Below are 23,767 nucleotides of genomic sequence, written 5' to 3'. Positions count from 1 at the left end.
ATAATCTTTTGGATTTTGATTTGTGGCGACCATAGCATTCCACAGTCTTGCGCCATCAAGATGAAATCCTAGACCATGTTTTTCACAAACTGCCTTAATTTCCTTAAAAGTTTGCATACTATAGCAAGCGCCTCCACCTTTATTTGTGGTATTTTCTACACATACTAATGTAGTCAGTGGACTGTGATAAAAATCTGGCGGATTAATTGCCTCTTCTACTTGAGCTGCTGTTATCATACCTCTATCTCCATCTAGTAGTTTACAAGAGACACCGCTATTAAAGGAAACGCCACCACCTTCATAGTTATAAACATGTGCATATTTATCACAAATGAGTTGCTCACCTGGTTGAGTGTGCATTTTAATCGCAGCTTGATTTGCCATGCTTCCCGTTGGAAAAAAAAGCGCATCATCCATTCCAAACATTTCTGCTACTCGCCTCTCCAGCTCATTCACAGTAGGATCTTCTTTATAGACATCGTCTCCTACCTCTGCATTAAAAATTGCCTCCATCATTCCTTTTGATGGTTTAGTCACCGTATCGCTTTTTAAATCGATCATATAAATTAGTTATTAAAAGATAAGGTCCCTAAATTAGTTTTAAAGCATTTATCTTTTTTGTGTAATAGTAATTGTAATTGTTCCGCTTTCGCGAAAGCGGTATAAAAATAATCTCTACACCTTACATATAGCATCTCTAGAGCAAAGAATTTAATTCTATTTTTGCAATTGTTGAAAACCATTTTATGATCACTGCAGAACAGGTTAAAGAATTGCAAGAAAGAGTTTCTAAACTCAAAAACTATTTACAAATCGATGCCAAACAAATAGAAATTACTAATCTGGAAGAAAAGACATTTTCTCCCGACTTCTGGAATGATCCTAAAGAGGCTGAAGGCATCATGAAAGTACTAAGAAATAAAAAACAGTGGACTACTGATTATGCTACTGCAGTTACTTTAACAGAAGATCTAGAGGTACTTTTTGAATTTTTTAAAGAAGACGAGGCGACTGAAAATGATGTAATTCTTAAATACAATGCTGCAAATGATCTCATAGAAAAACTGGAGTTTAAGAACATGCTTTCTAATGAAGGTGATGACATGAGTGCTGTATTACAAATCACTGCTGGCGCAGGTGGTACGGAATCATGTGATTGGGCAGAGATGTTAATGAGAATGTACCTCATGTGGGCTGAAAAAAATGGTTACAAAGTAAAGGAACTAAACTTTCAAGCTGGTGATGTAGCTGGTATTAAAACCGTGACTTTAGAAATCGAAGGTGATTATAGCTTTGGGTGGTTAAAGAGTGAAAATGGTGTGCACCGTCTTGTCCGTATCTCTCCATTTGATTCTAATGCAAAACGTCATACTTCCTTTGCCTCTGTTTATGTTTATCCGCTTGCTGATGATTCTATAGAAATAGATATCAATCCAGCAGATATCTCTTGGGATTTTGCTCGATCAAGTGGTGCTGGTGGACAGAATGTGAACAAAGTAGAGACCAAAGCGATTCTTACGCACCATCCATCTGGTATAGTGATTCATAATTCAGAAACAAGATCTCAACTAGAAAATAGAGAGAAGGCTATGCAAATGCTTAAATCCCAACTTTTTGAAATAGAGCTGCAAAAACGTAATGCTGCCAGACAAGAAATTGAATCTGGTAAAATGAAGATAGAATGGGGTTCTCAAATACGTAATTATGTGTTACACCCATATAAATTAATTAAGGACGTGAGAACAGGTCATGAAACAGGTAATGTTGATGCAGTATTGAACGGTGATCTTGATGCTTTTCTTAAGGCATTCTTAATGGAAGATAGTAAGGAAATTCCTAGTGACGAGCTTTAACTTAAGTTTAATAAACCTCGATGAAACCATAAGATAGATTTGCGATCAAAGGATAAACCTTAAGATCGTTATGAAAAAAATTTTATTGCTTGTGTTTCTATTAATTGGAAGCTATTCTTATTCTCAGAATCCCGAGCCTGTTACAGTAAAAGGAAAATTAATAGATAAAAATACTGGTACTCCTTTAGAGTTTGCTACTATATCATTTATAAGCAAAGATCCCCAAAAAGCCCCTCAAGGTGGTGTTACTGACCTAGAAGGAAATTATAACATTAAAGTTACTCCGGGAACCTATACTATAAAATGGGAATACATCACATTTAAAAGTGAAGTCAGAGAGAATCAAGTAATTTCAGAAGATAAAGACTTTGGAACAATTTCTCTTGAAATTGATGTAGCAGAGCTTGATACATTAGTCATAGTGGCAGAGAAAACTACTGTAGACATTAGGCTTGATAAAAAAATCTACAACATAGGTAAAGATCTCACTGTACGCGGTGGTAGCGCCAGTGATGTGCTCGATAATGTTCCATCTGTATCAGTAGACGTAGAAGGTAATGTAGCACTAAGAGGTAATGATAATGTTACCATTCTTATAGACGGTAGACCTAGTGCATTAGTAGGTTTCAATGGTGCTGAAGCTTTGAGACAAATCCCAGCAGACGCTATTGAAAAGGTAGAGGTTATTACTTCTCCTAGCGCAAGATATGATGCTGAAGGTACCGCTGGTATCTTGAATATCATTTTGAGAAAAAATAAATTAGTAGGGTTCAATGGCTCCTTACAATTAGACACTGGATACAATCCACAATTAGGAACTTCATTCAACGGTAACTTTAGAACTGATAAATGGAACTTTTTTACAAATACTGGATTTAGATATAGAGAACGTCCAGGAAACGCTTCTAGTAATTCAGAATTTTTCAGTGCAACAGCTCAAAATAGATTTGTAAATGAACAAAGAGATTTTGATCGTGTAGGCAGAAACTTTTTCACAAGTTTAGGAGCTGAATACTTTATTGACGACAGCTCAAGTATCGTAGGTAACATTGTTTATCGCAAAGGAAATGATGATGATGTAAATACTAATATCATCGAGCGACTTGATGAGAATCGAAATCTTAATGAGGCAACAGAAAGAATTGAAGAAGAAGCTGAAGAAGATACTAGAATTCAATACTCACTAGACTACAAAAAAGATATAGACGATAATGGACAGAAGATTAATGCAACATTGCAATATTCTACATCTGTCGAAGATCAATTTGCAGATATAGTAGAAACCGAAACTACTACAAACATGGTAAATGATATAGAACGCACGGTATCACAAGAAGATGAGACTAACGCAAACTTGCAAATAGATTATGAACTACCCATAGGAGAAGATACGCAATGGGAGGCTGGATATAGAGGTAACTATCGTGATATTTCAAACTCATTTTATCTTGAGGAACAAATAGGCTTTCCTGGAGGTCCTATAGTTCCAGACTTGGGATTAAATAACACGTTTAATTACGAAGAACTAGTTAACGCATTCTACGGACAATTCGGTAAAGAGTTAGGGAAATTCTCCTTTTTAGCTGGTCTAAGATTTGAACAGACTAACGTTGTCATCAGTCAAGAAACAACTAACTCTGAAGACAAGAAGGACTATAGTAGCCTATTCCCTACTCTTAATTTAGGTTACGAAATTCAAGATGGAGAAAATATTACTTTGGGCTTTAATAGAAGAGTGAGAAGACCACGTGGTAGATTCTTAAATCCTTTCCCGAGCAGATCCAGTGAATCAAATATTTTTCAAGGTAATGTAGATCTAGATCCAACTTTTACTAACTCTTTAGATTTAGGATATCTTAGAAGATGGAAGAAAGTTACTTTAAGCACATCGATATACTACAATAGAAGTGACGAGAACTGGGAATTTATTCAAGAAGATACCGGTGAAATAACTGACAATGGAGATCCTATAATTAGACGCACACCTGTAAACTTATCTACGCAAGAAAGAGCCGGATATGAATTCACTCTTACTTATAGACCTTTTAAATGGTGGACTATTAATTCAGATTTTAATCTTTTTCATGTTACTACAGATGGAGAGTTCAACAACCAGAACTTTGATTTTGAGAATACCACATACTTTGCTAGACTTAACCAAAAGTTCAGCATTCCTTCAGGAATTGATTTCCAAACACGTTTGAACTATCGAGGAGCTTCAGAGAATGCACAAGGTACTCAAGATGGTATATTTACAATGAATCTTGCTGCTAGCAAAGACATATTAAATGATGATGCAACAATATCTTTAAACGTAAGTGATTTATTTAATAGTCGTATAAGACAAAGCACAGTATCAACACCTACTTTTAATTCTTCTAGTGAATTTCAATGGAGAGAAAGACAGGTGAACCTAAGTTTTGTTTATCGTTTTAATCAACAAAAGAAACGTAATCAAGGAGGTCGCAACGATTATGAAGGTGGAGATGACGAGTTTGAAGGATAATTATAAATTTGTTATTTAACATAATTAAAACTTTTTATCGATTAATTTATTAGAATATTTGTTATAAAATATAAGAAATTATGAAAAAGTTATTTTTTACTGTTGTAATAGGATTAGGTTTTCTACTGCAATCAAATGCACAACAAATCTCTAAAAATGCCATAGGTATAAGGTTAGGCGATGGAGATGGGTTTGGAACTGAGATATCGTACCAAAGAGGTTTAGGAGATAACAACCGTCTAGAAATAGATTTAGGTTATGAAGATGGCGATGGGTTTGATGGCTTTAAAGCTACTGGTATTTATCAATGGTTATGGAACATTGAAGGAGGTTTTAACTGGTACGCAGGTGCCGGTGGTGGTTTAGGATCAATCAGTATTGATGACGATTTTAGAAGAAGAGCAGGTTTTGATGACGATTCAGAGTTTTTTCTTTTAGCTGCTGGTCAAGTAGGTATAGAATATAACTTTGATTTTCCATTACTTATATCTTTAGATGTAAGACCAGAATTTTACTTTGGAGACTTCAGAGATGGTAATGACTTAGATGTAGCTTTAGGTATGAGGTACCGATTCTAATATAAAGAAATAGTTAAAACTAAAAAGGTTGCTAGAAAACTCTAGCAACCTTTTTTATTTAATTAGCTTATTAACTATAACAATTTAGAAACCATTAGTTTCTTTACCTAATTCCATTAAATCATCAAAATAATTAAATAGTTTACCTTTAGTAATTACGGCTCCAGATTCAATTAACTTAAATTTATCTTCATTAGGGTTATCACTATATGATTTTTTTGCTGTGAAGATTTTCACCTCATCATCTAGTAGATTTTTTTGCAACCATTTATAACCATCGCTAGTGGTAATATCTATTAATTCATCACCTACAATAATAGATATAAGCTCCATCTCATTTTCGCCTAATGAAAACAGGTTCATTGTTCTCGGTGAAATATGCTCTAAGTACTCTGCTTTACTCAATACACCTTCCCATACTAGATCAGAAAACACATCGATTTCCTCTTCAGCAACTTGCGGTTTATTTTTTTTTATATCATCCCATTCAGAAGCAGTTATGGATTGAGAGGCTAGAAAATTTATAAATTCTGGATGCATTTCTTCTAGCTGCTCTTTGGTAAGTCTTCTATACTTCATTGTAAATATTTTGTAAAATCAAATAAAATTAAAAAAGCCGCTTCAATTTAATGAAACGGCTTTATTATAAATAAAATCTCTTTTATTTTTCTGCAACCACGTTAAAAATAAGTTTAGCACTTACCTCTCTGTGGAAACGTACATCAGCTTCATACTGACCTAATCTCTTGATAGTACCACCAGCAACAGATATAAACTTCTTTTCAATTTCTACACCATTTTTAGCAAGGGCGTCAGAAACGTCTGCAGTAGTAATAGAACCAAACAATTTGTCTCCATCACCAGTTTTTGCTGTAATCTTAAGGTCAAGCGCAGCAAGTTTATCTGCCTGCTCTTGCGCAGCCTTAATGTTTGAAGCTTCTTTATGAGCTCTTTGTTTAAGCGTTTCAGCAAGAACTTTCTTTGCACTAGAAGTCGCCATTACAGCAAGACCATTAGGGATTAAAAAGTTACGGCCATAACCAGGCTTAACAGTCACTACATCGTCTGCAAAACCTAAATGTTCTACATCTTTCTTTAATATAAGTTCCATATTGTTAATCTGATTTTATTATTTAAGTAAATCACCTACGTAAGGCATGATAGCGATGTGACGAGCACGTTTTACAGCTACAGCGACTTTACGTTGATACTTTAAAGATGTTCCTGTAAGACGACGTGGTAACAATTTACCTTGCTCATTTACAAAACCAAACAACCAGTCTGCATCTTTATAATCTATATATTTAATACCACTACGCTTAAAACGGCAGTATTTTTTTCTCTCTTGAGTTTCAATTTTTAAAGGAGATAAGTAACGGATGTCACCATCTTTTTTACCTTTAGCTTGTTGTTGTAATGTTGCCATGGATTAAGCTTTAGATTTTTTAGATAATTTAGCTCTTCTTTTCTCTGCCCACTCGATAGCGTACTTATCAAGCTTTACAGTAAGATATCTCATAACACGCTCATCACGACGAAATTCTACTTCGTAGTCATTGATCACGTCACCAGACACTTCAAATTGGAAAAGGTGGTAAAAGCCACTTTTTTTGTTCTCGATTGCATAAGCCAGTTTTTTAAGGCCCCAATCTTCTTTAGCTACCATTTTAGCTCCACGTTGAGTAAGGAAATTCTCAAACTTCTTTACTGTTTCCTTTACCTGATCATCAGATAAAACGGGATTCAAAATGAAAACAGTTTCGTATTGATTCATAATAATTATTGTTTAAAACGGCTGCAAAAGTACTCTATTTAATAATAAACAACAAGTCTATCTATAATATATTGCAAATGAGTTAAAACCTTTATGTACCCTATTAAATCTAATCTCTTGTTTCTAAAATAAAACTGAGGTCTATGAGAATTATTATTGACCTAATTTGCTAAAACTCTCCACTAAAAAGTGTAACTAAAGTTAAAAAATTAAAAGAAATTAGAATTATAGCACAAAATGAATCAACTGTAAACCATTAATAATTAATTAAATAAACTTAATACAGACTTAAAACCAATCGATTAAGCCTCTATAAGTTAATTGATTACAGAAAGTTAAAATGACTATAATTTCGCTATATCGTAAAAAAGTCCGATTAAATGACGTTTTTGCTTGTATTTCATCAGAAAAGTGATTACTATTGTCATGAAACCATTAATTAAGGCGATGAGTAACACTATTCTTAACTGTTTTGTTGTTGATGATTCAAGCATTCAACGATTAGCTATTGTCAAAATGATTGAAAATCATCCTAATCTACTACTCAAGGGTGAATTTAGTAATGCTGTAGAAACTAAAACGGCCTTAAAAGAGCAAAGTATTGACTTAATTTTTCTTGATATTGAGATGCCTATTCTTACAGGATTTGATTTACTTGATGATTTAACAGATAAACCAGGTGTTATTTTTGTTACAGGACAGACTAAGTATGCTTTTAAAGCATTTGATTATGCTGCTATAGACTATTTACAAAAACCTATTAAAAAAGATAGATTCCTATATGCTGTAGAACGAGCCTTACTATCGCATAAAATGAAAACCGAAATGATCGAAGATCGTGGAGAGTTTATTTTTGTGAAGAGCAACCTAAAAAAACGTAAAGTTTATTTAAAGGAATTGAGGTACATTCAAGCATTAGGCGACTACGTTAAACTTATTACTGAAGATGATAGCCTTATCGTATTATCTACAATGAAGTCGTTTGAAAACTCACTTCCTAGTGAAGACTTTTTGAGAATACATAAGTCTTATATTATCAATTTAAGAAAGGTGGAGAAATTTAATTCTAAAGCTGTAGAGCTAGGCAAGGAAGTATTACCGTTAAGTCGCAATAGGAAATCGGACTTAGTAGAAGCACTCTCACAATTTTAATGATAATTTTTTATAATTATTTACAAGCTGCTCTAACGAGTGGCTTTTTTTATTCCCTTATGTTTTTACAGGTTGAGTATTATACATATCTCGCTTTCGCGAAAGCGTAACACAGAACTTTACAGTCGTAATTAATAAGCATCTACATCTATATTGCACCTCACAGATCGATATTGTTTTATCGATTCAAAGCTCCTCTTTACTTTCATGATATAACCTTTCACTTGCTCTGGTGACTGATTCTTTGCAAGTTTAATAATCACATGAATATTATATAAATTTCTAATGCGAGAAACTGGTGGAAATTCAGGACCTAAGACTGTCACGCCATGAGGTATTTGATTTAACGCATTAACAAACCATGTACTAGAATCTAACGTGGTTTGATAATCTCTATGCTTAAAAGTTATTCTTATTAATCGCTGAAATGGAGGATATTTAAATTGATACCTCTCCTCTATTTGCTCCTCGTACATGTTTTTATAATCATAAGAGCTTACTTGTTGTAGTATTCTATGATCTGGATTATAGGACTGTATTAAAACTTTACCTCTTTCATTTGTACGTCCTGCTCTACCAGAGACTTGGGTAAGCAATTGAAAACAGCGCTCGTGTGCTCTAAAATCTGGGAAGTTAAGCATGGAGTCTGCATTCATGACTCCTACCAGGCTCACGTTCCTAAAATCTAGTCCTTTAGTAAGCATTTGAGTTCCTACTAGACAGTCTATCGCTCCTGTATCCATTTCATGAATAAGCTTTTGATAAGAATTCTTACCTCTAGTGGTATCTAGATCCATACGAGCCACCTTATGATTAGGAAATATCATGTGGAATTCCTGCTCAATTTGCTCTGTCCCAAAGCCTTTTGTATCCATAGCGGGACTAGAACAAGAAGGGCACTCTTTAGGAACAAATGTATGATAGCCACAATAATGGCATCTTAATTGACCTTTATATTGATGGTAGGTTAAACTTACATCACAATTAGGACATTGTGGAGCATTACCACATGTATTACATTCCATGATAGGTGCATAACCTCTCCTATTTTGAAATAATATGACTTGCTTTTTATCCCTAAAAGCTTCTTGCATATGATCAATGAGCGTATCAGAAAAATGACCATTCATTTTCTTGCGTTTATGCTTTTCCTTAATATCTACGATATTAATTTCAGGCATAAGTACGTTACCATATCTTTTTTTAAGTTCTACGATGCGGTATTTACCTGTACTGGCATTATAATAACTCTCTAAGGCAGGAGTTGCACTACCTAGTAAAACAGATGCCTTTTTAAAGTGACCTAAAACTATCGCCGCATCTCTAGCATGATAGCGTGGTGCAGGATCAAATTGTTTAAAACTTGTTTCATGTTCTTCGTCTATAATAATAAGACCTAATTTCTTAAAAGGAAGCAGTAATGAACTGCGCGCTCCTATAATTACATAAGGTTCAGTAGCATTTAGGACATGATTCCATACTTCTAATCGCTCATTTAAATTATACCTAGAATGGTACACTAAAACTTGATGTTTGAAAAAATTCTTAAGTCGTGTTATTAATTGTGTAGTTAACGCTATTTCTGGTAAAAGATAAAGCGCTTGATTCCCTTTCTCTAACTGATCCTTTATTAATTGGACATAGAGTTGGGTTTTCCCACTAGAAGTAACACCGTGTAACAAGACCGTTTTTGATTCTTGAAAATAACTCTCAATTTTTTTTAGCGCCTGAGATTGCTCTTCATTAAGTGTATACAGTAAAGCACCATCTTCTTTTTTATCAAGGACGCGATCTACCTCTTCTTCTATTTCTACAACAATCTCTTTCAAGACTAAGGACTTTATGACAGCGCTAGTAACATTTGCACGTTCCATAAGCTGTTTTTTACTTACTGGACGGCTATTTCCTGCTTGCATCATGAATAATGTCATGACAGCATCGCGCTGTTTAGGCGCTCTTGTTAACTCTTCTAAAATCATTTTAAGGCGCTCCTCATCCTTTAACTCATCATGAAGGTAAATGTATTTTTCAGTTTTAGGCTTGTAGCTGTTATACAGTTCTTCTTGAAGAATGATATAATTTTTATCCAGCATTTTTTGCAGGATAGGTAAAACGCTTTTACGATCAAGAATACTCATTACATCTTGAACCTTTAGTGAGTTGCGTTCTTCTAGAGCTTCCATGACTAAATATTCTCTATCATTTAGCTCTTCCTGATCTATTAATAATGATTCATTTCTTAGAACAATGGTTTCACTTTCTAGCAGCAAGGACTTAGGCAGTGCTGCTCGCATAACTTGGCCTATAGCACATAAATAATAGTTACTAATCCAGTTCCAAAATTTTAATTGATCTTTTGTAACTACTGGTTTCTCATCAATGATAAATTCAATATCCTTAATCTCATATGTTGCTGTATTGTTATGATGTACCTCATATACAATCGCTGTGTAAATCTTAGATTTTCCAAAAGGAACGGCGACTCTCATTCCCGGCTCGAGAAATTGAGACTCTGCCTTATTAATGGAATAGGTAAAATACCTTTCTAAAGGTAGCGGCAATATAACATCTACGTAATACGACATAAGATGTAAAAATAAGAAGGATTAGATTATACAGCGTGGCGAAAACAAAAAAAGCACAAAATCAAATTGATTTTGTGCTTTTTATTAAGACTGAGATTTATTTCTATAACCTATCAATGATCTTATTCATAAGCTCAGATGTTGAAGAATAATCTTCATTATCACGTTTTGCAATTTCTATGGCTTCTTTTGCTTTTTTCAGTGCCTGCTTATATTCACCAGTTTTGAAATAAAGTGATGCTAGCGTATCTGTGTTGTAATAGTTTTTATCTAAAGTTATGGATCTCTCAACTATTTCAATTCCTTTATACAGCGTTTTAGTTTCATCATGTTCTAGATATATGTGCCAGGCTAGAGAGTTTAAATTAGACCATGAGTCCCAAATATTTGCAATAGTAGAAATAGAAAATTCACTCTCATAACCATGCTTAGCAGTTGCATCATAATAAGATGTCTCAGTAGATTCTATTACTTCTTCTATTTCAACAACATCATCTTCTGTCTCATAATACATATATTTCTCAATAAGAGATTCCATAACTTCTTTAGACCTCATTCCTTCTATCACCTCAAGCGTTGAAGAGTTTTTTATGAAAAAGTAAGTAGGCATTGCAGTAACACCTAGTATATCATCCACCTCATTTTTATCTACGTCTATTTTATAAAAGTCCACTCGACCACCATACTTAGTAACTAATTTTTTAAGTATAGGATCCATTTTTTTACAAGGACCGCACCAGGTAGCATAAAAGTCAACTACTATTAGCCTATCGTTATCGATAAGAAGTTTTGCTTCGGCATTATCATCTGTTAGTTCTGTTTGAGCAATGCTTACTGAGCAACAGGAAAGTATAAAAAGTAGAATAAATTTTTGTAGTCTCATAATAATGGAATTGAATAGGCAATTTAAAATAAAATTAACAATTCTATCTACCCTATAATGGGTATTTTATGATTGAAATTCCGCTTTCGCGAAAGCGGAACCATAATAAACTAGTAGTCGTGCAAGCTTCTTCTTAGAATGTTGACAAACTTGTTGAGAAACAAAAGAGCAAATAAATTGATCAGGTTTAAATGTACCTATCTTTAAACAAAAGCATCAAAAATGAATACTCGAGATGAATATCTAGTTGCCCTGAGACCTACTTTACCTAACGTAAAAATTAATGATAGAATGAGCGATGAGGAGCGTTTTCAAAATGAAACACTGCGACCTATTGCAAAACTTCAAAACGATTTATTAGTTGCAATGTTTAGGAATTATATTCACAAACATAAAAATGTGTTTTATGGACTTACAGCGCATAAGCGTATTGATTACATTGAAAACGCTGTGAATAGAGATCAAAAGTTTAGGAACTCGTTAAAAGGAATGATTTTAGGATTATTTACAATTGAAGAATATGAACATTATATAACTAATTCTAGTGCTTTAAATAAACGCATGATGAATCTAGTAAGAGAACGTTTAATAAGTAACATTCTTTTGTTTGAAAAACCTGCAGTAAGATCATAAAAGTGATTCTCCGTTTAAATCTGTAGTAAGAATATCAGACATAAGGTCTAAATATGGTCTTGCTAGCTTAAAAGAGTTATTTATTATTTGTGAAAAATTGTCGCTCAAAACCTCTTCATCACTAAAAGATCTTAAAAAGTAATAGGATTTGTAGCGCAGCAAATCTATCTCAGGATGATTTTTATCAAAATTTCTAGGAGCAGTTTTGAGAGTATCTCCTTGAAAATTTCCCCAACAAGACTTAAAGTCTGGAGCATGTATAAATACTTTTAAATCACTAGCATCTAAGGCTATTTCTTTGCGTACTCTCAATAAGTCTTCTTTTTCTGGAGCAAAAAAACCTACACCTATAACCGTCTGACCTGGTTTCACTCTTAAGTAATATCCACCTCGCCTAGTTTCTCCAGAACGTATCCAGTTTGCGCTTCTATGAACTTTAAATGGTGTCTTATCTTTAGAGAATCTTATGTCCCTATAAATTCTATAAGTTTTCAATTTCTCAATCACATCATGCTCATTTAGGTCTAACATCATGTTATGAGCAAACTCCTTGAATCGGGCATCTAGTTTTTTGAACTCACTTTTATTCTTCTCAAACCAATCTCTGTTATTATTGGTTTCTAATTCTCTTAGAAAATGTAGTAATTGTGGTTGTATCATAAAAAAAATGCCTTTGAAAGTTCAAAGGCAAGTTATTATTTAATTAGGTTAACATCTATTGAATAACTAGTTTTTTAGTCGTGAAAGAAGTTCCATCACCTACTCTAACGATGTATATACCACTCTGGAAACTTGAAGTGTCAATTCGTTTATTAGTTGAGCCATTAGCTGGATAAGTTCTATTTAAGACCTGCTTGCCTAATACATCATATATATCTACATTAATTTTGTTACTTAACATTGCTTCATTAAAAGCTATGTTTACATAATTATTTGCTGGATTAGGGAATAATTCAAAAGATTGTAAATTCACTGTATCGTTAGAAAGAGTAACATTATCTGCTCCAGAAATAATTAGGGAATAGTCTTGAGAACCATTTAATAAATTCCCTTTGTGAGTTACAGAAATCGTGTAGTTTCCTACCGGTTGATCTATTTCAATCTTTTCAAAATTATCGACATTGTTGACACCTGTGATAGCAGCATTAAGAGGAAATGCTGGATCTAATTTCCACGGTCTATAAACGACTCCATTCTGGTCAGTTACCACAAGATCTAGGTCATTTACTAACATAGGTGTTCTATCATCATTTTGAACTACAGATGTAAGATCACTTGTAGCAGTTGCAGGATCTGTCCAAGAAATAGACACGGTTAATTTATTATCAAATAAAGCTGACCCATTTGCAGTAATATTTTTAGAATATGAAGCACCTTGAGACAGTGTGGATTCATCTATTAATGATGATGTCCCATTTTGTTCAATAACATGAGCTGCACCTTCCGTATTCATAAGTCCCCAACCAAACCTATAGTCAGGACCTGGTGATGTACCAGCTTCATAAGCAGAATGCAAAATTACACCTTTCAATGACGCAGCTTTCATATAACTGCTATTTATGGAATTATAAAATTGCTGTAATATAATCGCACCACCAGCCACTGCAGGTGATGACATTGATGTACCGCTTCTATTTATGTATTGCGTGTCTGAAAGATCTCCTGTACTATACATGGAAACGCCCTTTGTACTAATATCTGGTTTAACCCTACCATCATCAGTTGGTCCCCAACTGCTAAATCGAGACATACTAACGCTAGAAGGCCCGGTGTAATTTGTAACGCCTACAGATGCTCCTACAACAACTATGTTCTTAGCATTTGATCTTGAAGTGAGAAGGTCATAACCACCATCAGACGTATTTACCCCATCATTTTGGGAATTTCCAGCACTACTAAAAATTAAATAATAAGGATAAGTAAAAGAAATTTGATCCCAAGCTTGAGCACCGTCATCATATTTACCTAACGCAGCAACAGAAACAGCATCTGCAGGGATTCCATAACTATGATTTGATACTAATAAACCGCCTGAAGCGGCGCTAGACATCTCTCTTTCATCTTCAACTTCAGAACTTGACTGTCTAAACTTATAATATTCAACTATAGACTGTGGCGCCATACCTCTAGCGCTTAAATCTCCAGTCCCGTCAGAAGCAATAGTCCCTGCCACATGTGTAGCATGACCACTTATGGTCTGTAATACTTCACCTGCCGAAGTTCTCCCAGTATAAGAACGATGTGTTTCTCTGATTTTTCCACCGTCCCATACTCCTACTGTCATTCCTTGGCCTTCTAAATTGATACCAAAGGAACCACCAGATTGCAATTCTCGAACACCTTGCATTTGAGCTGCTTGTTCGTTCATAGTACTCACATATAATGGGTCACCTAAAAAATTTGCTCCTACAAGATAGGCTGTGGTGCCGTCTTTAGTTGTTATTGTAGAAGGCCAATTATGAATAGCTTGTAAACGCTCAAAACGTTTTTGATTTTTTGCTTCAAGATCATCAAGATATTTTTCTAAGGCTTGTATCTTATCCTGATCGTAACTTTTACTAATTTCAGCTCTTTCAGCCTTAGTTTGTCCCAATACATTAATGCTAGTTGAGACGGCTAAGAATATAAAAAAGACTATTTTTAATTTATTCATAATAATTTTTATAAAAAGGTAGAATTGTTGATAAATATGTTGCTATACTTATCATTAAACAAATATCTTTGTTCTGTAAATGATAATTGCAATTTAACTCAAAAAAGCATTATTCTTTATCACTTTTTCTTAATTAATAATTTTAAGGAAGACAAAATCACAAAACAATAACTGACAGATGAAATTTATAGTATCTAGTTCTTACTTACAAAAACACCTTCAACTATTAGGTGGAGTCATAAATAATAACAATACCTTACCGATATTAGATAATTTTTTATTGGAATTAACTGGAAATGAACTCAAAGTATCTGCTAGTGATATGGAGACCACCATCGTTAGTAAATTAGATGTAGAAAGTGAAGACGATGGTAGCATTGCTTTACCTGCTAAACTTTTACTAGACACTTTAAAAACTTTTCCAGAACAACCGCTTACTTTTCATAGCGTGGACAACATGATGATTGTAAGTCATGATAAAGGAAAATCTGAAATTGCTTGTGCTGCTGCAGAGGAGTTCCCTAAGGCAGTTTCTATTACTGATCCTAGCAGTACTTCAATTATGGGTGATACACTTGCTACTGCCATTAACAAAACCATCTTTGCTGCTGGAAATGATGACCTTAGACCAGTTATGAGTGGTGTGTTTTTTCAATTTGCAAGCGATTCCTTAACTTTTGTAGCTACAGATGCTCATAAATTAGTCCGTTATAAAAGAGAAGATCTTTCAGCTAGTCAAACAGCAGAATTTATTATGCCTAAAAAACCTTTAAATCTTCTTAAAGCAATGCTACAAGGAAGTGAGTCAGAGGTTTTAGTTGAATATAATGATAGTAACGCTCAATTTAGCTTTGATTCAACGACTATCATTTGTCGTTTAATTGATGGTAAGTATCCTAATTACGAAGCGGTAATACCTAAAGAAAACCCTAATAAATTAACTATTTCTAGGACGCAGTTACTTAACTCTGTGCGACGTGTGAGTATTTTTTCAAATAAAACGACTCATCAAATAAGACTTAAAATGGCTGGTGCAGAATTAAACATCAGTGCTGAAGATTTAGACTACAGCAATAAGGCAGATGAGCGCCTAACCTGTGATTATCAAGGTGACGACATGCAAATAGGCTTTAATAGTAGGTTTTTAATAGAGATGCTTAACAATTTAACTTGTGATGATGTTTCTCTAGAAATGTCCTTACCTAATCGCGCTGGTATTTTAACGCCAGTTGATGGATTAGACGAAGGCGAGAATGTAACTATGTTAGTTATGCCAGTAATGCTTAATCAGTAGATTTTAAAAAGTTCCAATTAAAAAGGCTCGCAATTGCGAGCCTTTTTAATTTTATAATTTAGAGGATTATGCGTGCTGTTCTTCATGTTTACCTTCACGTACTTCTTCAACTAACTTATTGTTGAATGCATCAAGATCGTCGGGCGTTCTACTAGTTGTAAATCCTTGATCAACTACAACTTCTTCATCTACCCAATTACCACCTGCATTTTCTACATCTTTTTTCAACGATGGGTAAGATGTCAATTTTCTACCTTTTAATACATCTGCATCAATTAAAGGTTGAATCCCATGACATATTGCACTTACTGGTTTCTTTTGCTCAAAGAATGCGGTAATAAATTTAATAGAATCCTCATCCTGTCTCAACTGGTCTGGATTCATTACTCCACCAGGTAACATCAAAGAATTGTAATCTGAGGCATTAACCTCACTCACATGATGATCCACCTTATATGTTTCTGACCAGTTATCTTCATTCCATGCTTTTATAGAATCTCTTTTTGGACTAATGATATCTACTTGTGCACCTGCTTCTTCTAGTGCTTTTTTAGGACTAGTAAGTTCTATTTCTTCAAATCCATCTGTGGCTAAAATTGCTACTCTCTTTTTCATATCTATATATTTGTTTTAATTAATGATACAAAGATGCTAATCAATTCAATCTATATATAACAAGAGCTTGCTAATTAAAACTTAGCAAGCTCTTAATAAAAGTAATATTATATTAAATTAAGTTAAATAGCGCTCTCTTATCACATTCTCGTGATGCAAATTGTGACCAGCGATTAAAAAGGGAATAACTCTAGCTGTCATAACTTGCCCACTAGCGTTCCCTTTAAAAATTAATGAATCCATAGTAACATTTGAAAACAACTCGATAGTAGCTTGTCTAGTAGTAATGATAGATTTTTTTAATTCCGCTTTCGCGAAAGCGAGATCCTTAGAATTAGCTACAAATACATCTTGATCAAAACCTGGCAATGGTGTAGCATCTTTTCTTATAAATCGTAATGCACGATAAGCAAAAACGCGCTCTGTATCGATATCATGCTGCAATACTTGCCCTATAGACCACTTATTTGCTGCATAACTATAAGATAACGGTTTTTCTAATTCTTTTAGTAAGCTTAATGTACCTTCTAATGATTCTTGCAAAACATTATCTATAGAAGTTTGTGGATCAATGAGAGATAAATAAGTCTGATAATAATCAGAATATTCGTCGCTAGATATGTCCTTTAATTGCACCATTATAAGTCCTGAAATACCTTGTGCAACAATCTCTTTTTATCATTAATACTCTCTTCCAGACTTATCATGGTTTCTGTACGGCTAACTCCATCAATATCATCTAACATGAAAATAATTTTCTTTGCATGAGCTGTATCTCTAGCTCGTATTTTACAGAAAATATTGAACTTACCTGTAGTTATATGGGCAACAGTGACAAACGGAATTTCTTTAATTCTTCTGATCACAAATTGCGTGGTACTAGTTTTTTCAAGAAATACACCTATGTAAGCAATAAAAGTATAACCTAATTGATGATAATCTACGGTTAAGGAAGATCCATGAATGATTCCAGATTCTTCCATTTTCTTAACTCTCACATGTACGGTACCAGCGCTTATGTTAAGTCTCTTTGCGATATCTGTAAATGGAGTTCTTGTATTTTCTATAAGAACATCCAAAATTTGTTTATCTATATCGTCGATTTTTGCCATTTTATTATCTTTTTCTAACAATTAATCGCAAAATAAAGACAATCATTAATAAAAAACTAAGAAAACTTAAGGTTTTACAACTAATTTGTAAAAATTTTAATATTCAAGGACTCACTATATACTTCTAGAGATTCTTCAATTATTAGGTCATTTGTAAAAGATAAACATGTGTCAATATCAATAACCTCATGAGCATTGATAATTTCTTCTCTATTTAACCCTATAAGAATAGGGATAAAATAGAGGTTCTCATCTTTAACTTGTTCATGATATTGAATAAATAAGGTAGTCAGTCCATCACTAGATGGATAATTTTTAATCATTATATCACTGTAATTACTAGAAATAGATGGAATACCGTTATACTCCATTAATGTTTTAGAATTATAAGACATATCCTCATTAAGAGTATTAATCGCAACTTTTAGTGAAGTAGTCGTTAAATCAGTTACTTTATCCCGAGAATAATCATTTCCAGCGTGGCCAGCTTCAAAAAGAATGGTAGGAATGTTGCGACTTGTTAGGTAATCTCCTATGCAATTTATATTAAAAGCATCACCATATCTACCTATGGAGCCAGTTACCTCATTCTTTAATTGAGAATAAATACGATTAATTACATTCATGGACTTCAATCGCACTTCATTAACAGATCTTTCTTGATCGCCCGCTGGTGATAAGAATGACATTTGAATAGGTGATGTACCATCCAAAGATCCATAAATAGTTCTTTGCCCGTGAAGATTAAAACAATAATCAGGTTGAAAGTTATCTATAATATCTCTTAGAAGCCTGCTTTCTGGTTGAGATAAATTCACTGCATCTCTATTTAAATCCACATTATTTGCATTTACTCGAGTCCAGGATTGAGCACCATCAGGATTTAAAATAGGAATAATGTATAATTGAATATTATCTAATTCTTTATCAAAATCGGTAGTTTCTAACAGCTGGCAAAGAGCTCTTGTGGTAGTTGATTCATTACCGTGCATTTGAGACCAGGCTAATATCTTAATATTTCCAGATCCTAGTTTAAGTCCATAAATAGATTTTCCTAAAACCGAAGTACCAATTTCAATTTCATTCAGGGATTCTATTTTAAATCTTTTTATGAGTTTAGAAAAATGAGATTCAAATTGCGAATAGGTATAGTATCTAGCTAACATAATACAGTTAATATGTAACGATTAAATTCTACTAATTAAAACCAGTAAAATTGTGTCTTACAAATGTAACTTCTAAATCGTTTACAAACGTAAACATCACGCTATTTACATTTGTAAACAATTGAATAGCATTGTTTGTTTACATTTGTAATACAGTTTAATGTTGATTATTTCCTTTTTCATAGAGATTTGAATACAATTATAAACGAGTATAGACAGGCTAGATAAATACAATGTCATAATATTATATTTCAGATATTTATAACACCTCATATAAAGCAATTAATTAACTAAATATGTGATTAGTTATAGTAATTACAAGTAGCTAAACTAGATTGTTTACAATATTAAACACAATTGTAAACATAAAATTGTTTACTTTTGTAACTATGGTAAACTCAGCAGAATTTTCTAAAAGATTGCAAAAAATTATGGATCAGCATGGTTTAAATGCCTCTTCATTTGCTGAACGTATACATGTAGGACGCAGCTCCATCTCACATATTTTGTCTGGGCGCAATAAACCTAGTCTTGATTTTGTTATTAATACAGTTAAAGAATTTCCAGAGGTAGATCTCTACTGGTTGCTTAATGGAAAAGGCACCTATCCTAAAACGGAGCAAACAACAACTACTGCTCTATCTTCAAATAGCTCTAGTGAAAACGTGAAAGGTTCTTCAGTTTCAAATAAGGTTAAAGAAGATAAAAATGATACTTCAAAAAACTTATTAAGCCCGGTTCAATTAAAAGACAACTTAAATGAGACACAAATAAAAAAAGGGAAAAATATACAAAAAGTGATTTTGATTTATGATGATGGAAGTTTTGAATATTTTATACCTTAACTAGATATCCAAGAAGTAACTTTGTAAAAAAGTAAAAATGAAGAGTGCCTCCCTATTATTTATTTTAATTTTATTGTGCAGTAGCTGTTATGAGAATAAAAGAGATTGTCTAGATTTTCAAGAAGGAACCTTTATCTGGGAACAAGAAAGTGGAGGTAAATTATTAAGGACAGAATTTACACGTACCAAAGATTTACAAATCGAGCGATTTGAGAATAAAGTAGATACTTCACGTATTGAATGGATCAATGATTGTGAATGGAGAGTTATTCCTATAGATCCAGAAACAAATGCAGAAAGTCGTGCATATCTGTTTAAAATTCTTTCTACAGATAAGAATTCATATTCATTTGAATTTACGCAGTCGGGACGTGATCAAATCTACAAGGGAACTGCAACAATAAAATAAATATAAATTAAGATAAAAAGAAAAGGCGCTTCTCACTATGTGAAGCGCCTTTTGTGTTTTGCTAGCTTAAATGAAAAAACTATTTTGTTTTAAGCAATTGATTCTGTTCTTGCATTAACTCCTTAAGATCATTTAATAATTCAATATCTTTAGGAGTTACCACTTCTTTATTTTTAGGATCTTGTGCATCATTACGCAACCTATTCATAAGTTTCACGACTATGAATACTACAAAGCCTATTACTAGAAAATCGATACTTACGTTTATTAGCTCACCATAACTTATGGCAATTTCCTTAGCACGATCTCCTGTAGCTCCTTCTATAGCTTCTCGCAACACGTATTTCTTATCTTCAAAATTAACACCATCTGTCAGATAAGATAATGGTGGTAAAAACACTTTCTTTACAAGTGTTTGAATGACATTATTAAACGCAGTACCTATTATGATACCTACTGCCATGTCTATCATATTACCTTTTACGGCAAACTCTTTAAATTCACTGATGAGCTTCATAACTAATTTATATTTTATTGATTGGATTATTTAAAATCTCGCTTTCGCGAAAGCGGAAACAAAATAAAAGCGGTAAAGTTAAATTTTACCGCTTGTATAGAACTTATTAATTTCTTAAAATAAACTAGACTGTCCAGTGTCATCTATTTCAGGATCTGGTAAATCATCTTTATTTTGAGCTGATGATTTACTCTCATCTTTAGCAACAGGTTCACTGTCTACCGCTTCTTCTTCTTTGACCTCTACTACTTGAGCAGGCGTTTCTTCCTCAGGCTCATAAGGTAAAGGGTCTAATAAGTTGATTTGTTTAATTTTACTTTTGGTAAGCATATTACCTTGCGCGGCAATTCCTTTTACAGCTATAAATTCTTCTATTAGGATCTCCTCATTATCTGGCTGCTCCTTACCTCTAGGCTTTACATGAACCAGCTCTGCAACAGGTTTATAATCAGTAGAAATAATCTCTAAATAAGAATTTTCATGATCACTGATTATGGATTCTTCACGTTCTTCATTTTCTATTAAAAAACGCTTTACATAAAATAACTCGCGTTCTCCATTATAATAGATAGCAGATAATGGTTTACTAGGAATCCATTTTTCCAGTACAACCATATCATCATCAAAACGAGCAGTTACTTCCGGTATAATTGTTTTGGCAATTCCTTTTTGCGTAATTATAAGCAATCGATCTTCACCTTTAAACTCTCCTAGCAACTCACCTCTTCCATCTACATTGAGACGTTTTACAACGTCATCAAACCATATTTTACGAGGTTTTAAAGTAGATACTCCTTCTTCTTTGAGCTCCACTTTTTTGATATTATACTTAGTCACTTGATTACCTCGAGATGATCTACCTTTAATTAATATATCAGCAAAATCTATATCCCATTTGAGCTTTTTAATACTGCCTTGCTGTCTTAGATTAACAGTAACTACCTCAGCTTCTCCATTAGGATTTGCACTAAAATAATGCATCACTGAGCCTTTGTCTGCCTTACCCATAGGATACTCACGGTCTCTGGTAACACTTGTTACTGCAAATCTTTTTATATAACTAGGTCCTGATTTACCATCACGATAGATCACATTATAAATAGTACGCTTATCTTTTTTCTTAAATACAGCAACATGAACAATGTTTTTACCTATAAAGGTCTTGGCGTCTACTTTAGTTACCATCATGGTTCCATCTTTTGTGAAACATATAATGTCATCTATATCAGACACATCACCTACATATTCATCTCTTTTTAAGGATGTTCCTATAAAACCTTCTTCTCTATTCACATAGAGCTTTGTGTTACGTATCACTACTTTAGACGCAACAATGTCTTCAAAGTTTTTAAGCTCTGTTTTACGCTCGCGTCCACTGCCGTAGTCTTTTTTAAGCTTAGTAAAGTAATCAATAGCAAACTCTATCAAGTGTTCTAGATGGTGCTTCAACTCTGCAATGCGATCTTCGAGAGCATCAATTTTTTGCTGCGCTTTATCAATGTCAAATTTAGAAATACGCTTGATACGTATTTCTGTCAAGCGAGCAATATCTTCTTCTGTGATTTCTCTTTTTAAATGCTTGATGTGTGGTTGTAAACCTTTATCAATGGCGTTTAAAACACCTTCCCAAGTTTCTTCTTCTTCAATATCTCGATAGATACGGTTTTCAATAAAAATGCGCTCCAAAGATGCAAAATGCCATTGCTCTTCTACTTCATGTAGAAGAATCTCTAATTCTGCTTTTAAAAGTGCAACAGTATGATCTGCACTACGGCGCAACATCTCAGAAACGCCTACAAATAGTGGCTTGTTATCTTCAATTACACACCCTAAAGGTGAGATGCTTACTTCACAATTAGTAAAAGCGTATAACGCATCCATCGTTTTATCTGGAGACATCCCTGACGGCAAATGGATCATGATCTCTACATTTGCAGCAGTATTATCTTCAATTTTCTTGATCTTGATTTTACCTTTATCGTTTGCTTTTAAGATAGAATCAATTAACGAACTAGTAGTTGTAGAAAAAGGTATCTCTGTAATTACTATAGAGTTCTTATCTGGAGAATGCATCTTTGCGCGCACACGTACTTTTCCACCTCGCAGTCCATCATTGTAATTTGAAATATCTGCAGCGCCACCTGTAGGGAAATCTGGATATAATTTAAATCGTTTGCCTTGTAAATGTTTTATAGAAGCGTCTATCAATTCTATAAAATTGTGCGGCAAGACTTTGGTAGATAAACCTACCGCAATTCCTTCAGCGCCTTGAGCAAGAAGAAGTGGGAATTTAACTGGTAAATTGATAGGCTCTTTGCGCCTACCGTCATAACTGGCTTGCCACTCTGTAATTTTAGGATTAAAAAGAACTTCTAGACCAAATTTTGATATACGCGCCTCTATATAACGAGAAGCAGCTGCAGGATCACCAGTAAGGATGTTACCCCAGTTTCCTTGCATGTCTATCAACAGGTCTTTTTGACCTATTTGCACCATAGCATCACCTATGCTCGCATCTCCATGCGGATGGTACTGCATGGCATGACCTACAATATTTGCCACTTTATTATAGCGCCCGTCATCTAGGTCTTTCATAGACTGCATGATGCGTCGTTGTACAGGTTTAAAACCGTCTTCAATAGCCGGAACAGCACGCTCGAGGATTACATAGCTGGCATAATCTAGAAACCATTCTTTATACATTCCCGTTACACGAGTAATGGTCTCTGTAGATTGTTCTTCTATACCTTCACTTAAATTTTCTAATTCTTCGTTTTCTTCACTCATTTGTTAGTCCACAGTTGTCGGTTAACGATTTTCAGTTATTGATTAACTGTTTATTTTTATTACTCCGCTTTCGCGAAAGCGGAATTCATATTTATCTATTTAAAACAAAAAACTTTAAGTTGAAAGAAAGTTAATCCTCAACAACATCCAGCTCTACTTTCAAATTATCGATTATAAATTCCTGTCTATCTGGAGTGTTTTTTCCCATATAGAATTTTAATAAGTCCTCGATACTCATTCCATCGTCCAGCATGATAGGATCCAGGCGTATATCTTCTCCTATAAAATGTACAAACTCATCTGGGCTGATTTCCCCAAGTCCTTTAAATCGTGTGATCTCTGGATTTTTACCCAACTCTGCAATGGCAGCTGCTCGCTCTTCTGGAGTGTAGCAATACCTAGTTT

23 protein-coding genes and 1 pseudogene are annotated in these 23,767 nt (G+C 33.8%); 8 read left to right on the top strand and 16 right to left on the bottom strand.

Annotated features, from left to right (window positions below; genetic code table 11):
• Positions 1–561, bottom strand: a 561-nt coding sequence (locus A9Q93_RS11755; RefSeq protein WP_303687602.1) for a low specificity L-threonine aldolase, incomplete at its 3' end; no start/stop codon positions are given.
• 185 nt (positions 562–746) lie between these two features.
• Here A9Q93_RS11755 and prfB point away from each other — a divergent pair.
• The 3 genes from prfB to A9Q93_RS11740 all read left to right on the top strand — a co-directional run bounded on the left by prfB (position 747) and on the right by A9Q93_RS11740 (position 4,937).
• On the top strand, positions 747–1,853 hold the full coding sequence (gene prfB / locus A9Q93_RS11750; protein WP_303687601.1) for a peptide chain release factor 2: 1,107 nt from the start codon (positions 747–749) through the stop codon (positions 1,851–1,853).
• Positions 1,854–1,923: 70 nt separating this feature from the next.
• Positions 1,924–4,359 (top strand): outer membrane beta-barrel family protein, encoded by a 2,436-nt coding sequence (locus A9Q93_RS11745; protein ID WP_303687600.1) that lies wholly within the window; start codon positions 1,924–1,926, stop codon positions 4,357–4,359.
• Positions 4,360–4,439: 80 nt separating this feature from the next.
• Positions 4,440–4,937, top strand: coding sequence for a hypothetical protein (locus A9Q93_RS11740; protein WP_303687599.1), 498 nt, complete (start codon positions 4,440–4,442; stop codon positions 4,935–4,937).
• Between the two features lie 84 nt (positions 4,938–5,021).
• Here A9Q93_RS11740 and A9Q93_RS11735 read toward each other — a convergent pair whose 3' ends face one another.
• From A9Q93_RS11735 to rpsF, 4 genes are all read right to left on the bottom strand, one after another.
• A complete protein-coding gene (locus A9Q93_RS11735; protein ID WP_303687598.1) occupies positions 5,022–5,516 on the bottom strand; it encodes a DUF6495 family protein in 495 nt (164 codons plus the stop codon).
• An 82-nt stretch (positions 5,517–5,598) separates the two neighbouring features.
• Positions 5,599–6,048, bottom strand: coding sequence for a 50S ribosomal protein L9 (gene rplI / locus A9Q93_RS11730; RefSeq protein WP_303687597.1), 450 nt, complete (start codon positions 6,046–6,048; stop codon positions 5,599–5,601).
• Positions 6,049–6,066: 18 nt separating this feature from the next.
• A complete protein-coding gene (rpsR, locus tag A9Q93_RS11725; protein WP_015363620.1) occupies positions 6,067–6,363 on the bottom strand; it encodes a 30S ribosomal protein S18 in 297 nt (98 codons plus the stop codon).
• 3 nt (positions 6,364–6,366) lie between these two features.
• Positions 6,367–6,711, bottom strand: coding sequence for a 30S ribosomal protein S6 (rpsF, locus tag A9Q93_RS11720; protein WP_303687596.1), 345 nt, complete (start codon positions 6,709–6,711; stop codon positions 6,367–6,369).
• A gap of 426 nt (positions 6,712–7,137) precedes the next feature.
• Here rpsF and A9Q93_RS11715 point away from each other — a divergent pair, with 426 nt between their 5' ends.
• The gene (locus A9Q93_RS11715; protein ID WP_303687595.1) at positions 7,138–7,863 is read left to right on the top strand and encodes a LytTR family DNA-binding domain-containing protein; all 726 of its coding nucleotides are present in this window, start codon (positions 7,138–7,140) and stop codon (positions 7,861–7,863) included.
• Between the two features lie 131 nt (positions 7,864–7,994).
• On the opposite strand, the gene priA is transcribed toward A9Q93_RS11715, so the two are convergent.
• Positions 7,995–10,448 carry a primosomal protein N' gene (gene priA / locus A9Q93_RS11710; protein WP_303687594.1) on the bottom strand — a complete coding sequence of 818 codons (2,454 nt, stop codon included), beginning with the start codon at positions 10,446–10,448 and terminating at the stop codon, positions 7,995–7,997.
• 103 nt (positions 10,449–10,551) lie between these two features.
• Positions 10,552–11,331 (bottom strand): co-chaperone YbbN, encoded by a 780-nt coding sequence (locus A9Q93_RS11705; protein WP_303687593.1) that lies wholly within the window; start codon positions 11,329–11,331, stop codon positions 10,552–10,554.
• 222 nt (positions 11,332–11,553) lie between these two features.
• Between A9Q93_RS11705 and A9Q93_RS11700 the strand changes: the two genes are divergently transcribed.
• A complete protein-coding gene (locus A9Q93_RS11700; RefSeq protein ID WP_303687592.1) occupies positions 11,554–11,964 on the top strand; it encodes a glyoxalase in 411 nt (136 codons plus the stop codon).
• Here A9Q93_RS11700 and A9Q93_RS11695 read toward each other — a convergent pair.
• Positions 11,959–12,624 (bottom strand): DUF2461 domain-containing protein, encoded by a 666-nt coding sequence (locus A9Q93_RS11695; RefSeq protein WP_303687591.1) that lies wholly within the window; start codon positions 12,622–12,624, stop codon positions 11,959–11,961. The genes A9Q93_RS11700 and A9Q93_RS11695 overlap by 6 nt on opposite strands.
• Positions 12,625–12,679: 55 nt before the next feature.
• Positions 12,680–14,617 carry a S8 family serine peptidase gene (locus A9Q93_RS11690; RefSeq protein WP_303687590.1) on the bottom strand — a complete coding sequence of 646 codons (1,938 nt, stop codon included), beginning with the start codon at positions 14,615–14,617 and terminating at the stop codon, positions 12,680–12,682.
• Positions 14,618–14,795: 178 nt separating this feature from the next.
• Here A9Q93_RS11690 and dnaN point away from each other — a divergent pair, with 178 nt between their 5' ends.
• Positions 14,796–15,911 carry a DNA polymerase III subunit beta gene (dnaN, locus tag A9Q93_RS11685; RefSeq protein WP_303687589.1) on the top strand — a complete coding sequence of 372 codons (1,116 nt, stop codon included), beginning with the start codon at positions 14,796–14,798 and terminating at the stop codon, positions 15,909–15,911.
• Positions 15,912–15,977: 66 nt separating this feature from the next.
• On the opposite strand, the gene A9Q93_RS11680 is transcribed toward dnaN, so the two are convergent.
• From A9Q93_RS11680 to A9Q93_RS11665, 4 genes are all read right to left on the bottom strand, one after another.
• Positions 15,978–16,526 carry a type 1 glutamine amidotransferase domain-containing protein gene (locus A9Q93_RS11680; protein ID WP_303687588.1) on the bottom strand — a complete coding sequence of 183 codons (549 nt, stop codon included), beginning with the start codon at positions 16,524–16,526 and terminating at the stop codon, positions 15,978–15,980.
• Positions 16,527–16,643: 117 nt separating this feature from the next.
• Positions 16,644–17,165: a DinB family protein gene (locus tag A9Q93_RS11675; protein WP_303687587.1), complete on the bottom strand. Its 522-nt coding sequence runs from the start codon at positions 17,163–17,165 to the stop codon at positions 16,644–16,646.
• Positions 17,165–17,638: an Lrp/AsnC family transcriptional regulator gene (locus tag A9Q93_RS11670; RefSeq protein ID WP_303687586.1), complete on the bottom strand. Its 474-nt coding sequence runs from the start codon at positions 17,636–17,638 to the stop codon at positions 17,165–17,167. The genes A9Q93_RS11675 and A9Q93_RS11670 overlap by 1 nt, the downstream gene beginning before the upstream one ends.
• Positions 17,639–17,718: 80 nt before the next feature.
• Positions 17,719–18,804, bottom strand: a complete 1,086-nt coding sequence (locus tag A9Q93_RS11665) for a M14 family zinc carboxypeptidase (RefSeq protein WP_303687585.1) — start codon at positions 18,802–18,804, stop codon at positions 17,719–17,721.
• A gap of 389 nt (positions 18,805–19,193) precedes the next feature.
• Between A9Q93_RS11665 and A9Q93_RS11660 the strand changes: the two genes are divergently transcribed.
• Positions 19,194–19,649, top strand: coding sequence for a helix-turn-helix domain-containing protein (locus A9Q93_RS11660; RefSeq protein WP_303687584.1), 456 nt, complete (start codon positions 19,194–19,196; stop codon positions 19,647–19,649).
• 37 nt (positions 19,650–19,686) lie between these two features.
• Positions 19,687–20,058, top strand: coding sequence for a DNA topoisomerase IV (locus A9Q93_RS11655; RefSeq protein ID WP_303687583.1), 372 nt, complete (start codon positions 19,687–19,689; stop codon positions 20,056–20,058).
• Between the two features lie 79 nt (positions 20,059–20,137).
• Here A9Q93_RS11655 and mscL read toward each other — a convergent pair whose 3' ends face one another.
• The 3 genes and pseudogenes from mscL to A9Q93_RS11640 form a co-directional block, all read right to left on the bottom strand.
• A complete protein-coding gene (gene mscL / locus A9Q93_RS11650; protein WP_303687582.1) occupies positions 20,138–20,575 on the bottom strand; it encodes a large conductance mechanosensitive channel protein MscL in 438 nt (145 codons plus the stop codon).
• A 114-nt stretch (positions 20,576–20,689) separates the two neighbouring features.
• Positions 20,690–23,362 carry a DNA gyrase/topoisomerase IV subunit A gene (locus A9Q93_RS11645; RefSeq protein WP_303687581.1) on the bottom strand — a complete coding sequence of 891 codons (2,673 nt, stop codon included), beginning with the start codon at positions 23,360–23,362 and terminating at the stop codon, positions 20,690–20,692.
• Positions 23,363–23,492: 130 nt separating this feature from the next.
• A pseudogene (locus A9Q93_RS11640) lies at positions 23,493–23,767 on the bottom strand (type IIA DNA topoisomerase subunit B); the annotation flags it as partial.

This window comes from Nonlabens dokdonensis (assembly GCF_002162835.1).
Classification (GTDB): domain Bacteria; phylum Bacteroidota; class Bacteroidia; order Flavobacteriales; family Flavobacteriaceae; genus Nonlabens; species Nonlabens dokdonensis_B.
This window is presented reverse-complemented; position numbering and strand designations above follow the sequence as displayed.